This is a genomic window from Sphingomonas mali NBRC 15500 (assembly GCF_001598415.1).
GTDB lineage: Bacteria > Pseudomonadota > Alphaproteobacteria > Sphingomonadales > Sphingomonadaceae > Sphingomonas > Sphingomonas mali.
In genome coordinates, this window is the sequence record NZ_BCYX01000011.1 from 57,060 (window position 1) to 70,825 (window position 13,766).

At 65.5% G+C, this 13,766-nt stretch carries 14 protein-coding genes; 12 read left to right on the forward strand and 2 right to left on the reverse strand.

The annotated features are described in order from the left end of the window. Positions 1 to 38: 38 nt before the first annotated feature. Positions 39 to 596 carry a hypothetical protein gene (locus SMA01S_RS10370; protein ID WP_066821217.1) on the reverse strand — a complete coding sequence of 186 codons (558 nt, stop codon included), beginning with the start codon at positions 594 to 596 and terminating at the stop codon, positions 39 to 41. A gap of 38 nt (positions 597 to 634) precedes the next feature. Between SMA01S_RS10370 and SMA01S_RS10375 the strand changes: the two genes are divergently transcribed. The 12 genes from SMA01S_RS10375 to SMA01S_RS10430 all read left to right on the forward strand — a co-directional run bounded on the left by SMA01S_RS10375 (position 635) and on the right by SMA01S_RS10430 (position 12,638). After that, entirely contained in the window at positions 635 to 1,462 is an 828-nt protein-coding gene (locus tag SMA01S_RS10375; protein WP_066821219.1) for a LytTR family DNA-binding domain-containing protein, read from the forward strand. Between the two features lie 59 nt (positions 1,463 to 1,521). Further along, a complete protein-coding gene (gene rpiB, locus SMA01S_RS10380) occupies positions 1,522 to 1,977 on the forward strand; it encodes a ribose 5-phosphate isomerase B (protein ID WP_066821223.1) in 456 nt (151 codons plus the stop codon). Positions 1,978 to 1,980: 3 nt separating this feature from the next. Continuing rightward, a complete protein-coding gene (gene glyA, locus SMA01S_RS10385; protein ID WP_066821225.1) occupies positions 1,981 to 3,294 on the forward strand; it encodes a serine hydroxymethyltransferase in 1,314 nt (437 codons plus the stop codon). A 3-nt stretch (positions 3,295 to 3,297) separates the two neighbouring features. Continuing rightward, positions 3,298 to 3,612: a zinc ribbon domain-containing protein gene (locus SMA01S_RS10390; RefSeq protein ID WP_066821227.1), complete on the forward strand. Its 315-nt coding sequence runs from the start codon at positions 3,298 to 3,300 to the stop codon at positions 3,610 to 3,612. A gap of 10 nt (positions 3,613 to 3,622) precedes the next feature. Continuing rightward, the gene (locus SMA01S_RS10395) at positions 3,623 to 3,835 is read left to right on the forward strand and encodes a hypothetical protein (RefSeq protein ID WP_066821230.1); all 213 of its coding nucleotides are present in this window, start codon (positions 3,623 to 3,625) and stop codon (positions 3,833 to 3,835) included. Positions 3,836 to 3,841: 6 nt separating this feature from the next. Beyond that, entirely contained in the window at positions 3,842 to 4,306 is a 465-nt protein-coding gene (nrdR, locus tag SMA01S_RS10400; RefSeq protein ID WP_066588043.1) for a transcriptional regulator NrdR, read from the forward strand. 197 nt (positions 4,307 to 4,503) lie between these two features. Next, positions 4,504 to 5,859 carry an MATE family efflux transporter gene (locus SMA01S_RS10405; RefSeq protein WP_066821233.1) on the forward strand — a complete coding sequence of 452 codons (1,356 nt, stop codon included), beginning with the start codon at positions 4,504 to 4,506 and terminating at the stop codon, positions 5,857 to 5,859. 41 nt (positions 5,860 to 5,900) lie between these two features. Further along, entirely contained in the window at positions 5,901 to 7,145 is a 1,245-nt protein-coding gene (locus SMA01S_RS10410) for an argininosuccinate synthase (protein ID WP_066821235.1), read from the forward strand. A 155-nt stretch (positions 7,146 to 7,300) separates the two neighbouring features. Next, positions 7,301 to 8,812, forward strand: a complete 1,512-nt coding sequence (locus SMA01S_RS10415) for an NAD(P)/FAD-dependent oxidoreductase (RefSeq protein ID WP_066821244.1) — start codon at positions 7,301 to 7,303, stop codon at positions 8,810 to 8,812. Next, complete coding sequence (locus SMA01S_RS10420; protein WP_066821247.1) at positions 8,812 to 9,213, forward strand: GtrA family protein; 402 nt, start codon at positions 8,812 to 8,814, stop codon at positions 9,211 to 9,213. Before SMA01S_RS10415 ends, SMA01S_RS10420 begins: the two co-directional genes overlap by 1 nt. Further along, positions 9,210 to 10,952, forward strand: a complete 1,743-nt coding sequence (locus tag SMA01S_RS10425) for a hypothetical protein (protein WP_066821250.1) — start codon at positions 9,210 to 9,212, stop codon at positions 10,950 to 10,952. Before SMA01S_RS10420 ends, SMA01S_RS10425 begins: the two co-directional genes overlap by 4 nt. Positions 10,953 to 10,991: 39 nt before the next feature. Further along, positions 10,992 to 12,638 (forward strand): hypothetical protein, encoded by a 1,647-nt coding sequence (locus tag SMA01S_RS10430; protein WP_066821391.1) that lies wholly within the window; start codon positions 10,992 to 10,994, stop codon positions 12,636 to 12,638. Here SMA01S_RS10430 and SMA01S_RS10435 read toward each other — a convergent pair. After that, positions 12,613 to 13,761 (reverse strand): GNAT family N-acetyltransferase, encoded by a 1,149-nt coding sequence (locus SMA01S_RS10435; protein ID WP_066821252.1) that lies wholly within the window; start codon positions 13,759 to 13,761, stop codon positions 12,613 to 12,615. The genes SMA01S_RS10430 and SMA01S_RS10435 overlap by 26 nt on opposite strands. Positions 13,762 to 13,766 lie beyond the last annotated feature (5 nt).

Genomic DNA, 13,766 nt, shown 5'->3' on the forward strand with positions numbered 1-13,766 from the left:
TCGATGACGGCCCCGCGACGTGCGACAAGGCGAGCCGGTCACGGAGTCATCGCCCCGCCCTCGGGCCAAGTCGTGTCCCCGACGCGGGTCAGGTGCATCTCGAAGAATCGAGCCGGGGGCTGGCCGGCCACGACGCGTTCGCCGATCTCGGTCCAGACCTTGTCCCTGAGCGTCGCGGTGTAGCGGATCGTGGCCGGACCGGCGGGAACCTCCCAGACATAGCCGTCGACGGTCGGCGTGATGACGAAGTCGCCGCCATGCCCGAGCGCATAGGAGCGGAAATTATAGGCTTTCTTCGCCGGATCGTACGAAATCATCGCAAAGGCGTTGAAGCCGATCGATCCATCCGGGTTGAACGATCGCCCTTCGATCACGCGCAAGGTCCCGCCGAGCATCGTACCGATGCGCTCGGTATGCGTGACCTTGTGCTCGCCGGCCGGGCCGCGCGTCGTGGCGATGCCGCGCCAGGTTCCGTCCATCCAGGCGAACTGGCCCGCGGCCTCCTTCTGCGCGGCGATCACGGCGGGATCCGCCTGTTGCGCGATGGCCGGTGCCGTCATGATCAGCGCCAAGGCTCCCAGGATGATTCGTCGCATATGGTCCTCCGCATCGCTTCGTGGCAGCGTCTGCCGCGATGGCGACGCTTTCCCCCGATCAGCCCGAGCGGCGGCGTCCGCGCAATCGCGGCTTCGCCAATGCCGCACGCAATTTCGCGAACCGCGTCTCGGCCTTGCCAGGCTTCATACCGCTGACGGCCAGCGGGCTCGCGGCGATCGTGCTGGCGACGATCACCGGCGCCTTCGGGACGATCGCAATGGCCTATCCGGCGCGGCTCGGTTTTTGGTCGCTGCTGATCGGCTGGAACATTGCCAAATGGATCGTCTGGTTCGGCTGGCGCGTGCGGCGCCCGCACGATTGGCGCCGCGCGGCGATGATCGGGGCATTGGTGATCAACCTGCCGCTGCCGCTCGAAATCCCGCTAGCGCTCCGCCTGTTCGGGATCCGGACGGCGATCGATCCCGCACGGACCTGGATCGAAGCCGCAGCGATCAGCGCCACCTTGTTCGTCGCCTTGTTCCTGGCGCGGCGGTCGAGCCGGCGGGAAGTGGCAATCCCCGCCGATACCGGCATCCTGTTTCGCGCCGGCGTGCGCGAACTCGCCGACGTGCACGGCCTGCGGGCGGAGGACCATTATTGCCGGGTCCATCTCGGCGACGGGCGTTCGCTGCTGGTGCTGGCGCGCTTCGCCGATCTGCGCGCCGAACTGGCGGGGATCGACGGCGAGCAGGTCCATCGCGGCGCCTGGATCGCCGCCGCCGGCATGGACGGCGCGGTGCGCGAGGGGCGGGCGTGGCGGCTGGTGCTCGGCGACGGCACGCGATTGCCGGTCAGCGATACCTACCTTTCCGCGGTCCGCGCGCGCGGCTGGCTCAAGATAAAACCCAAGCTCGGGGTAGCGTAACGCGCACGGGCTCGGTAAGGGCGTCTCACACGACAGCTCAAAGGACCCGCGCCCAGTTCATGCGCATCGCCATCGCGTCCGATCATGCCGCCATCGCGCTCAAGGCGACGCTTGCGGAATGGTTGCGTGCGGCCGGGCATGAGGTCGACGATCTGGGTCCGCACGACGGCACGAGCGTCGACTATCCCGATTATGGCTACAAGCTTGCCGATGCCGTCGCTTCCGGCGCGGCCGAACGCGGCGTCGCCTTGTGCGGATCGGGGATCGGCATCTCGATCGCGGTCAATCGCAATCCGAAAGTTCGCTGCGCTCTCGTCTCGGAGCCGCTATCCGCCGCGCTTGCCCGCGAGCATAACGACGCCAACGCGATCGCGATGGGGGCGCGCCTGACCGGCGAGGCGATGGCGATCGCCTGCCTCGACGCCTTTCTTTCCACTCCCTTTGCCGGGGGCCGCCACCAGGGCCGGGTCGACAAGCTCGGCCAGCCGATACCAGCCAATCCAACGAAAGCCTGATCGATGAGCACCAACCCCTCCGCGCTCCACGACGTCCAGCCCGACGGCTATTTCACCCGCGGCCTGGCCGAGGCCGATCCGGCGGTGTTCGCCGGCGTGCGCCACGAACTCGCCCGCGAGCAGAACCAGATCGAGCTGATCGCGTCGGAGAATATCGTCTCCAAGGCGGTGCTCGAAGCGCAGGGGTCGGTGTTCACCAACAAATATGCCGAAGGCTATCCCGGCAAGCGCTATTATCAGGGCTGTCACCCGTCGGACGAGGTCGAGCAGCTGGCGATCGATCGCGCCAAGGAGCTGTTCGGCTGCGAGTTCGCCAACGTCCAGCCGCATTCCGGGGCGCAGGCGAACGGCGCGGTGATGCTCGCTTTGGTCAAGCCGGGCGAGACGATCATGGGGCTCAGCCTCGATTCGGGTGGCCACCTGACCCACGGCGCCAAGGCGGCCATGTCGGGCAAGTGGTTCAACGCGGTGCAATATGGCGTCGACGCCACCACGCACCTGATCGATTTCGAAGAGGTCGCGGCCAAGGCGCGCGAGCATAAACCCAAATTGATCATCGCCGGCGGCTCGGCCTATCCGCGCCAGATCGACTTCGCCAAGTTCCGCGCGATCGCGGACGAGGTCGGCGCGATCTTCATGGTCGACATGGCGCATTTCGCCGGCCTGGTCGCGGGCGGCGCTCACCCCACCCCGTTCGGCCACGCCCATGTCGTCACCACCACGACGCACAAGACCCTGCGTGGCCCGCGCGGCGGCGCTGTGTTCACCAATGACGAGGCGATCGCCAAGAAGATCAACTCGGCGGTGTTTCCGGGGCTGCAGGGCGGCCCGCTGATGCACGTCATCGCCGCCAAGGCGGTCGCGTTCGGCGAGGCGCTGCGCCCCGACTTCAAACTCTACGCCGCGGCGATCATCGAGAATGCCAAGGTGCTGGCGGCGACGCTGGCCGAGCGCGGCGCGGCGGTGGTCTCGGGTGGCACCGACACGCATCTCGCGCTCATCGACCTGACGCCGCTGGGCGTGACCGGCAAGGACGCCGATGAGGCGCTCGAGCGCGCCGGCATCACCTGCAACAAGAACGGCATCCCCAACGACCCACTTCCCCCGGTCAAGACCAGCGGCATCCGCGTCGGATCGCCGGCCGGCACCACCCGCGGATTCGGCCCGGCCGAGTTCCGCGAGATCGGCAATATGGTCGCCGACGTGCTCGACGGACTCGCCAAGAATGGCGAGCAGGGCGACGCGCAAGTCGAAATGGCTGTGCGTGACCGTGTTAATACGCTATGTCACCGTTTCCCGATTTATCCGGAGGCGTGAGAGATGAGTGACGACAATCTGAAGCGGATGTGCGCGCATTGCGACGCGGCCCTGCCCGACGGCGCAAAATTCTGTCCGGCCTGCGGTGTGGCGACCGGCGACGGTTCAAGCACCTTTGAGGAAGCGAAGGCGTTCGTGATGAACAGCGCGTCCGAGGCCGAAAAGACCGCGCGCGAGCTCATGAAGAACGAAGATGCGCAGAAGATCGCGGGTGCCGCCGCAGTCGGCGCGGTCGCGGCGATCGTGTTGCCGATCTCGATGGTGACGGGCGCGGTTATCGGCGCCGGGATCATGGCGTATAACCGGTTCGCCAAATAAGGGGACTTTGATGAGTTCTTCGGACGAAACGCTCGCAGCCGCCCGCGCCGCGCTCCACCGCTCGCGCGCCGGTGAGCCCGAACCGGGCGTCGGCGGCGCGATGAAGCGCGGCGCGGTGCTGGGCGCGATCGTTTCATTGCCGGTCGCGGGCATTGGCGTGATCGGCGGCGCGGTGATCGGTGCCGGCGCCGCCGCGCTCGACAGACTGACGAAGAAGGACTGATCGACTTTGCGCTGCCCCTTTTGCGGTCACGAAGACAGCCAGGTTAAGGATTCGCGCCCGACCGAGGACGGCGCGGCGATCCGCCGCCGGCGGCAATGCGAGGGCTGCGCGGCGCGCTTCACGACGTTCGAGCGTATCCAGTTGCGCGATCTGGTCGTGCTCAAGAGCGACGACCGCCGCGAACCGTTCGACCGCGAGAAATTGATGCGCTCGATTTCGGTCGCGACGCGCAAGCGCCCGATCGACCCGGTGCGGATCGAGAAACTGGTATCGGGAATCCAGCGTCAGCTCGAAACATCGGGCGATCCCGAAATCCGCGCGCAGCAGATCGGCCAGATGGTGATGGAGGGGCTGAAGGGCCTCGATTCGGTCGCCTATATCCGCTTCGCCAGCGTCTATAAGGACTTCACCGAGGCGAAGGATTTCGAGGAATTCGCCGGGTCGGTGAGCGAGATCGGGGCGAAGCCTTAGCGCCGGCAGCAGCGTCCGGCCGCGCCACAAAATACGGCCGTCACCCCGGCCTTGTGCCGGGGTCCACCGTGCCCCAATCCCTGGGCCAAGCGGCTCGGTGGATGCCGGCACAAGGCCGGCATGACGATTAGATTTGAGCCCATCCGCTCGCCAATCTCGACGTGACGCCGGCCGCACCTCCGATTAGGTCCACGGCCATGACCGCCTCCGCGATCACTCGCCGTTCGATCGTCGCGCAAGCCTGGCCGATCATGATCGGGCAGATCACCGTGCCGCTGGTCGGGCTGGTCGACACCGCGATCATCGGCCGGACCGGTGACGCTGTGGCGCTGGCGGCGGTCGCGCTCGGCAGTTTCGTGGTGACGTTCCTGTTCTGGACCTTCGGCTTCCTGCGGATGGGGATGACCGGTCTGACCGCGCAGGCCGAGGGCGCCAAGGACGGGCAAGAGGTACGCGCGCTGCTGGTTCGTGGCATCGCTTTGGGAGTCGGACTCGGTGCTGCCCTGCTCGCGCTCCAGGCGGTGATCGTCCCGCTCGCGTTCCGCATCTTCGCGGGATCGGGCGAACTCGACGCGGTGGCCGAAGGGTTCGTCGCCGCGCGACTGTTCGGCGCGCCCGCCGCGCTTGCAGGTTTCGCGATCAATGGCTGGCTGCTTGGACTGGGCCGCACACGCGCTGCCTTGCTGCTCCAGGTCGTGATGAACGCCGCCAACATCACGCTCGATTTGATCTTCGTCTGGCATTTAGGCTGGGGCGCGCGCGGCGTCGGGTTGGGGACGTCGAGCGCGGAGTGGATCGCGCTGGCGACCGGACTTGCCATCGCCGCCGTCGTGCTGGGGCGCGACGGCCGCGCCGCGATCCGCGGCGAAGCGGCGCGAGCGTTCGAGCCGGCGGCGCTCAAGCGGCTGTTCGGGGTCAATGCCGACATCATGGTCCGCACCGTCGCGCTGCTGATCCTGTTCGGCTGGTTCGCCAATGCCGGCGCGCGATTGGGGCCGGTCCAACTCGGCGCCAACCATGTCCTGTCGCAATTCGTCGGCCTCGCCGCCTATGTGCTCGACGGCTTCGCCTTTACCGCCGAATCGCGCGTCGGCCAGGCGATCGGCGCCAAGTCGCGGAGCGATTTCCTCCGTGCGATCCGCCTGACCGGCGAATTCTCGTTCGCCAGCGGGCTGGTCTTCGTCGCGGCGATCGCCTTCGGCGGGCACTTCCTGGTCGAGCTGATGACTAGCAACCCGCAGGTCCAGGAGCGCGCGCTGGCGCTCGCGCCGTTCGCCGCGCTGCAGCCGTTGATCGGCGCGCCGGCCTGGCTGCTCGACGGCATCTTTATCGGTGCGACACGCGGCAAGGCATTGAGAAACGCCGCGATCCTGTCGACCGCTTTGTATATCGCGACCGATCTGGCGATGCGCCCCTGGGGCGCGCTCGGCGTGTGGATCGCGCTGACCATGAGCTATGTCTATCGCGCCGGCGCGCTCGCTTTGTGGTGGCCGGGGCTGCTCAAGGACGTGGGAACGCCCCCGCCGCTTGCGGAACCGTCCCCCGGGACCTAGACGCGCTCGCGATTCCCCTAATTCCAGTTCGCGGAGCCGCCATGTCGGAACAGATCAATCGTCCAGCCGGCGAAGCCGGTATCAATAGGGTTGTCCTCGCCTATTCGGGCGGCCTCGACACCAGCGTCATCCTCAAATGGCTGCAGCAGACCTATCAGTGCGAGGTGGTGACCTTCACCGCCGACCTCGGCCAGGGCGAGGAGCTCGAGCCGGCGCGCAAGAAGGCAGAGATGGCGGGGGTCAAGCCCGAGCACATCTTCATCGACGATCTGCGCGAGGAGTTCGTCAAGGACTACGTCTTCCCGATGATGCGCGCCAACGCGCTCTATGAAGGCCTGTACCTGCTCGGCACCTCGATCGCGCGGCCGCTGATCGCCAAGCGCCAGATCGAGATCGCCAAGCTCGTCAATGCCGATGCGGTCAGCCATGGCGCCACCGGCAAGGGCAACGATCAGGTTCGCTTCGAACTCGGCTATTATGCGCTCGCCCCCGACATCAAGGTGATCGCGCCGTGGCGCGAATGGGACCTGACCAGCCGCACCCGGTTGATCGAGTTCGCCGAACAGCACCAGATTCCGGTTTCGAAGGACAAGCGCGGCGAAGCGCCGTTCTCGACCGACGCCAACCTTCTCCACACCTCGTCCGAGGGCAAGGTGCTCGAGGATCCGTGGGAGGAAGTGCCGGACTACGTCTATTCGCGCACCGACAATCCCGAGGATGCGCCCGACACGCCCGAGATCATCACGATCGATTTCGAGCGCGGCGACGGCGTCGCACTGAACGGTGAGGGCATGTCGCCCGCGACGCTCCTCACCAAGCTCAACGAGCTCGGCAAGCGCCACGGCATCGGCCGGCTCGACCTGGTCGAGAACCGTTTCGTCGGCATGAAGTCGCGCGGCATGTACGAGACGCCGGGCGGCACCATCTATCACCTCGCGCATCGCGGCATCGAGCAATTGACGCTCGACCGCGGCGCCGCGCACCTGAAGGACGAGCTCGCGCCGCGTTATGCCGAGCTGATCTATAACGGCTTCTGGTTCTCGCCCGAGCGCGAGATGCTCCAGGCGGCGATCGACCATAGCCAGGAAAAAGTCACCGGAACGGTACGGCTCAAGCTCTATAAGGGCGGGGTCTATGTGATCGGCCGCAAATCGCCTTATTCGCTCTACAGCGAGAAGGTCGTGACCTTCGAGGACGATCAGGGCGCGTACGACCAGCGCGACGCGGCGGGGTTCATCAAGCTCAACGCGCTGCGGCTGCGGCTGCTCGGGCGGCGGGATCGCTGACGCGGGCTGCGCTTCGATTGAAGCGCAGTCGCCCCCGGCGCTTGGTGATCGTCTGTTTGGTCGACGGCACGCCCTAATCGCTCGCGCTTTAGGAGAGCGTTAACCACTTTCCGCCAAGGCTCCCTCCGACCATCGCGGTTCGGGGGAAAGTAGACATGCGGGACGACCAGGCAGTCGATGTCGCGATCATCGGCGCCGGCCCGGCGGGCCTGACCGCCGCGTACCAGCTTACCAAGCTCGGCTATTCGGTTACCGTGATCGAGAAGGATCCGGTCTATGTCGGCGGCATCAGCCGCACCGTCGAGCATGACGGCTTCCGGTTCGATATCGGCGGCCACCGTTTCTTCTCGAAATCGAAAGAAGTGGTCGATCTCTGGAACGAGATCCTGCCCGACGATTTCATCGAACGCCCGCGGATGAGCCGCATCTATTACGAGGGCAAGTTCTACAGCTATCCCTTGCGCGGGTTCGAGGCGCTGATGAATCTCGGCATCTGGCGCTCGGCCATGTGCATGCTGAGCTACGCCAAGGCCAAGGCATTTCCGACCAAGGATCCGCGCTCGTTCGAGCAATGGGTGGTCAATCAGTTCGGCCACAAACTCTATTCGATCTTCTTCAAGACCTATACCGAAAAGGTCTGGGGCATGCCGTGCGACGAGATGTCGGCGGACTGGGCGGCGCAGCGCATCAAGGGACTGAGCCTGGGCGGTGCGGTGATCGACGGACTCAAGCGTTCGCTCGGGCTCAACAAGCGGCGCAACGACGGCATGGCGGTCAAGACATTGCTCGAAACCTTCCGCTATCCGCGCCAGGGGCCGGGCATGATGTGGGATGCAGCGCGCGACAAGGTGGTGGCCGGCGGCAACCGCGTGCTGATGGGAACCGCGCTGCATCAGATCAGCCAGGACCAGGCGACGGGGCGCTGGCGCGTCGCGGCGCGCCGTGGCGACGAGATGCTGACGATCAATGCCGGCCATGTCATCTCATCCGCGCCGATGCGCGAGCTGGCCGGGCGAATTCATCCTCTGCCAGCGACGTTGCCCAACGCGCTCGACCTCAATTACCGCGACTTCCTGACGGTGGCGCTGATGATCCGGTCGGACGATCTGTTCCCCGACAATTGGATCTATATCCACGACCCGCGCGTGAAGGTCGGCCGCGTCCAGAATTTCCGCAGCTGGTCGCCAGAAATGGTGCCCGACGAAGCGCTTGCCTGTGTCGGCCTCGAATATTTCTGTTTTGAAGGCGATGGTCTGTGGTCGGCGTCGGACGACGATCTTGTCGCGCTGGCGACGAAGGAACTCGCGACTTTGGGGCTGGCGGATCCGGCCACTGTCGTCGGCGGGCGCGTCGTGCGGCAGGAAAAGGCCTATCCCGTCTATGACGACGCCTACCGGACGAATGTCGAGGAAATGCGCGGCGAGCTCGAAGCGCGCTATCCGACGCTACACCTGGTCGGCCGCAACGGCATGCATCGCTACAACAATCAGGATCACGCGATGATGACCGCGATGCTCACCGTCCGCAACATCCAGGCCGACGAGCGGATCTACGATATCTGGGCGGTCAACGAGGACGCCGAATATCACGAGAGCGGTAATGAGGGCGAACGCGCCGCCCTCGCATCCGAACGCCTCGTGCCTGCCCGCTTGGGAGCGGCCGCCTGATGAATCGCGTCATGGCCTTGCTGTGGCGAGCAACCTATCTGCGCTATCTGGCCGCGAGCGTCGTTGCGCTTGGCGTCGATGTCTCGCTGTTCATGGCGCTCCAGGCCACCGGCATGCCGATCGCGCTGCTGTCGGCGCTCAGCTACAGTGCGGGCATCCTGATCCATTGGCTGATGTCGAGCCGGCTGGTGTTCGCCGGTGACCTGCGCGACGTCGGCATCGAACGTACGCGGCAACAGGCGCTGTTCCTGCTCTCGGCCTTTGCCGGTCTGCTGATCACCGTCGGGATCGTCAGCCTTGCGGTTCAATTCGGACTCGACGCCCGGCTGGCCAAACTGGTCGCGATCGCGGCGAGCTTCCAGGCCACCTATCTGCTGCGATCGAAAATCGTCTTCGCATGACCGACCGGCGCTTCTGGCTGTCGACCGCGGCGATCTGGGCCGGCACCTGCCTCCTGCTCGTCGTCATTGCCTGGAGCGCGATCGTCGCCTGGCGTTTCCCCGATCCCGACGATCAGATGCGGTTGCTCGAGGTCCGCGACTGGCTGGCCGGACAAAGCTGGTTCGACGTGACCCAGCATCGCATCAACCTTCCCGCCGGCTTGCCGATGCACTGGTCTCGCCTGGTCGACCTGCCGATCGCCGCCGTGATCCTGACGTTGCGGCCGTTGCTGGGTCAGCTTCTCGCCGAGCACGTTGCCTTGGTGGTCGTGCCGTTGCTGACGCTCGGCGTGGTGATGGCCTTGGTCGCGGCTTTGGCGCGGCGGCTGTTCGCGAATGACGCCCCAGCCTTGATGGCGGTCAGCATCACGCCGGTTTGCGCCGAAGTCCTGCACCAGCTTCAGCCGATGCGCATCGATCACCATGGCTGGCAGATGGCCATGGCGCTGCTGACGGTCTACGCGGTGATCGGCGCACCGACGCGAAGATCCGGATGGCTGGCAGGCTTGGCGATCACCGTCTGGGTCACAATCTCGCTCGAGGGGCTGCCGATGATCGCAGCCATCCTGGCGCTGGTCGCGCTCAAATGGGCGATCACGCCGTCCAATCGCCCGCTGCTGGTTGCGACGATGGCGACCAGTTGCGCGGGCGCCGGTTTCCTTTTTCTGGTGTCGCATTCGCCCGGTGCGTGGGGCGTGTCCATGTGCGACGCGGTGTCGCCGGTCTATCTGGCGATGCTCGCCATCGCCGCGCTCGGCTCGATCGGCGTAGCGATGCTGCCGATCAAAACGACTGCTGGCCGCCTGGTCGCGTTGGCCTGCGTCGGCGCGGTCGCGCTCGTACCGTTGCCGTTGATCGCACCGCAATGCGCGACCGGTCCGTTCGGCCAGCTTGATCCGCTCGTGCGCCACTTCTGGTATCTCAAGGTGGCGGAAGGATTGCCGCTTTGGGTCCAGGATCTGCCATCGGTCGTCAACACGATCGGCTTGCCGGTGATTGGCCTTGCCGGCACCGCCCTCGCGGTCAAGACGAGCGACGGCGACCAACGGACGCGCTGGATCGCCATGTTGTTCCTCCTCAGCGCCGCGACGATCCTGGCAATCCTCGTCCAACGCGCAGCTGGAGTCGCCAATCTGCTCGCTATCGCGGGTGCCGTGCGCTTGCTCCATCCCTTGCTTCTGCGGGCTCGATCGATCGAGAATCTGCCGAAGCGGCTGGCAGCGACGCTTGGTGTCTTCGTCGCGGCCGCGCCGGGCGCGGTGTCCGGTGTCGCGATAACTTCCGCCGCGCCCGACGCGCGGGTCACGGCCATTCGCCGGGCGATGGGATGTCTCGCCGCCAGCGATATGAAGGCATTATCCGACCTGCCCCGCGGCAATGTCCTCGCACCGCTCGATATCTCGCCAACCATCCTGCTACTCACTCACCACGAAGCGGTGGCCAGCGGCTATCACCGCGGCGCGACCGCGATGCACGACGTGATCGCGACCTTCACTGGCACGGCCGATCAGGCGCACGCCGTCGTTGTCAGGCGGCGGGTCGACTATGTCGCGTTCTGCCCCGGTCTGCCTGAAGTCCTGATCTACGAGAATGAAGCGCCCAAGGGGTTTCTCGCGCAGCTCGACGCCGGCCGGACACCTGCCTGGCTGACGCCGGTGGCGCTTCACGGCTCGCCCGCAAAGGTTTGGCGCGTGCGTTGACCTTGCGGCGTGGCCCCGGCCATGCCTAAAGCCGCGAAGATGGACGGCGGCGACAAACTTCAATGGTGGCAGACGCGCACCTTCGTGGTGGTGATGGCGTTGTTGTCGATGGTGCCGCTGTTATGGCCCAATATCCCGCCGCTGGTCGACTTGCCTGGGCACATGGGCCGGTATCGCGTCCAGGTCGATCTCCAGAATTACCCCTGGCTGCTCGACTGGTATAATTTCCAATGGTCGCTGATTGGCAATCTCGGCGTCGACCTGCTGGTCGAGATCATGCACCCGATCTTCGGGCTCGAACTGTCGGTCAAGCTGATCGTGTTGTCGATCCCGCCGCTGATCGTGATCGGGCTGTTATGGATCGCGCGCGAAGTGCATGGGCGCATCCCGCCCACCGCCCTGTTCGCGCTGCCGCTCGCTTATTGCTACCCGCTGCAATTCGGCTTCGTGAACTTCATGCTGTCGATGGCCTGGGCGCTGCCGATGTTCGCGCTCTGGCTGCGGCTCGCGCGGCTCAAGAAGTTCCGGTTGCGCGCGATCATCTTCGTGCCGCTGTCGTGCATCCTGTGGGTCTGCCACACCTTCGGCTGGGGCGTGCTCGGCGTGCTCGCTTTCTCGGCGGAAATGGTTCGCGAGCACGATCGCATAAAGGACGAGGTCGGGGCGCGGATCGGGCCAATCACGCGCGAAGGTGCCAAGCGTTGGGCAATGGGATTCGTGCGCGCCGGGCTGCATTGCCTGCCGCTGTGCTTGCCGATGCTGATGATGATCGCCTGGCGGAACGGCCAGCATGTATCCGGGCAAACCGGCGACTGGTTCAACTGGCAAGCCAAGATCAGCTGGCTGACGATGATGCTGCGCGATCGCTGGATGGCGTTCGACATCGCCTCGGTGGCGGTGATCGGGCTCGTCATCTATAAGGCGGTGCGCGACCCCAATTTCGAATATTCGCGTGCAGTCGGCCTCTCGACCTTGTTCCTGGTCACGGTCTTCGTGCTGTTGCCGCGCATCGTGTTCGGTTCGGCTTATGCCGATATGCGCCTGGCGCCGTTCATGGTGGCGATCGCTGTGATCGCGATCCGGCCCAAAAAAATGGTGTCGACACGCGCGATGACGACGGTCGCTGTTCTCGGGCTGGCCTTCGTGCTGGTTCGCACCACCGCGACGACGGTGAGCTTCTACATTTTCGACCAGAATTACGACCGCGAGCTCAAGGCGCTCAACCATATCCCGGTCGGCGCGCGGCTGGTCAGCTTCGTCGGCAAGACGTGCAACAACGAATGGCTGATGAGCCGGCTCGAGCATCTGCCCGCGCTCGCGCTCGAGCGGAACGCTGCCTATACCAATGACCAATGGTCGATGCCCGGGGCGCAATTGCTCACGACCAAATATGTCGCCGCCGGGCACTTCTCGCACGACCCGTCCGAAATCGTCACCGAACGGCAATGCGCGCGCGAATGGTGGCGACCGATCGACCGCAGCCTCGCGCTCTTCCCGCGCCCGGCATTCGATTATGTGTGGCTGATCACGCCGCCGCCCTATCACGCCAAATATGTTCAGGACCTGACCCCGATCTGGCGCAGCGGCGACAGCGTGGTGTTCAAGGTCAACCATGTCGAGGTGGCGCCGCAGGCCAAGAGGAGCGACTTTCCGCTCCCGCCTAAGAGCAAGGTTCCCCTCTTCTGAATGGCGTGAGCTGCGCCAGATATTGCTGGTCGCTTTCGACGCCGGCGCGCTCGCGCGCCAGGAAGTCAGCGATCGCGCGGCGGAAATTGCGGTCGGGAATGTAATGCGCCGACCAGGTCGGCACGGGGACATAACCGCGCGCCAATTTGTGCTCGCCCTGTGCGCCTGCTTCGACGGTTTTGAGTCCTAGGGCGATCGCGGCATCGATCGCCTGGTAATAGCATAGCTCGAAATGGAGGAAGGGGACGTCTTCGACGCATCCCCAATAGCGGCCGTAGAGCGTGTCGCTACCGATCAGGTTGAGCGCTCCCGCGATCGGACGGCCGTCGCGTTCGGCCAGGATCAGCAGCACCTGATCCGCCATCCGCTCGCCAAGCAACGAGAAGAACGGTCGCGTCAGATAGGGATGCCCCCATTTGCGGCTGCCGGTGTCCTGATAGAATGCCCAAAAGGCGTCCCAATGCGCCTCGGTCAGCTCGGCGCCGGTGACGTGACGGATCGTCAGTCCCTCCACTGCCTTGGCGCGTTCCTGGCGAATCGCCTTGCGCTTGCGGCTGGCGAGCGCGGCGAGGAAATCGTCGAACGTCGTGTAACCGTCATTCCGCCAGTGGAATTGAGTGCCCTCGCGGATCAGCCAGCTCGCCGCCTCGAACAGTGGCAGCTGGTCGGGCGCGATGAAGGTCGCATGCGCCGAGCTCAGCCCGTTCTGGTCGGTCAGCGCCTCGATCGCGCCGATCAGTGCTGGGGCGAACGCCGCGTCGCGTAGCAGCAGTCGCGGACCCGGTACCGGGGTGAACGGGGCCGCGATCTGGAGTTTGGGGTAATAGTCGCCGCCAGCGCGCTCCCAAGCGTCGGCCCAGGCGTGATCGAAGACATATTCGCCCTGGCTGTGGCTCTTGGCATAGGCCGGTGCGATCGCCGCTGGGCGACCATCGGCGCCATCGACGATCACCGGCAGTGCCTGCCATCCGGTGCCGCGCCCGACGCTCCCCGATTCTTCGAGGATCGAGAGGAAATCGTGGCGCACGAACGGGTTACCGGTGCCGGCGCACGCGTCCCAGTCAGTCGCGGCGACCTGCGACACCCCTTCGGAAATTCGCGCGGTAATGGGAGTGCGACTCACCAGCC

Bases quoted from the DNA above. Each gene is read 5' to 3' on its own strand.
- SMA01S_RS10370 (WP_066821217.1), bottom strand. From the start codon at position 596: ATGCGACGAATCATCCTGGGAGCCTTGGCGCTGATCATGACGGCACCG.
- SMA01S_RS10375 (WP_066821219.1), top strand. From the start codon at position 635: ATGGCGACGCTTTCCCCCGATCAGCCCGAGCGGCGGCGTCCGCGCAAT.
- rpiB (WP_066821223.1), top strand. From the start codon at position 1,522: ATGCGCATCGCCATCGCGTCCGATCATGCCGCCATCGCGCTCAAGGCG.
- glyA (WP_066821225.1), top strand. From the start codon at position 1,981: ATGAGCACCAACCCCTCCGCGCTCCACGACGTCCAGCCCGACGGCTAT.
- SMA01S_RS10390 (WP_066821227.1), top strand. From the start codon at position 3,298: ATGAGTGACGACAATCTGAAGCGGATGTGCGCGCATTGCGACGCGGCC.
- SMA01S_RS10395 (WP_066821230.1), top strand. From the start codon at position 3,623: ATGAGTTCTTCGGACGAAACGCTCGCAGCCGCCCGCGCCGCGCTCCAC.
- SMA01S_RS10405 (WP_066821233.1), top strand. From the start codon at position 4,504: ATGACCGCCTCCGCGATCACTCGCCGTTCGATCGTCGCGCAAGCCTGG.
- SMA01S_RS10410 (WP_066821235.1), top strand. From the start codon at position 5,901: ATGTCGGAACAGATCAATCGTCCAGCCGGCGAAGCCGGTATCAATAGG.
- SMA01S_RS10415 (WP_066821244.1), top strand. From the start codon at position 7,301: ATGCGGGACGACCAGGCAGTCGATGTCGCGATCATCGGCGCCGGCCCG.
- SMA01S_RS10420 (WP_066821247.1), top strand. From the start codon at position 8,812: ATGAATCGCGTCATGGCCTTGCTGTGGCGAGCAACCTATCTGCGCTAT.
- SMA01S_RS10425 (WP_066821250.1), top strand. From the start codon at position 9,210: ATGACCGACCGGCGCTTCTGGCTGTCGACCGCGGCGATCTGGGCCGGC.
- SMA01S_RS10430 (WP_066821391.1), top strand. From the start codon at position 10,992: ATGGACGGCGGCGACAAACTTCAATGGTGGCAGACGCGCACCTTCGTG.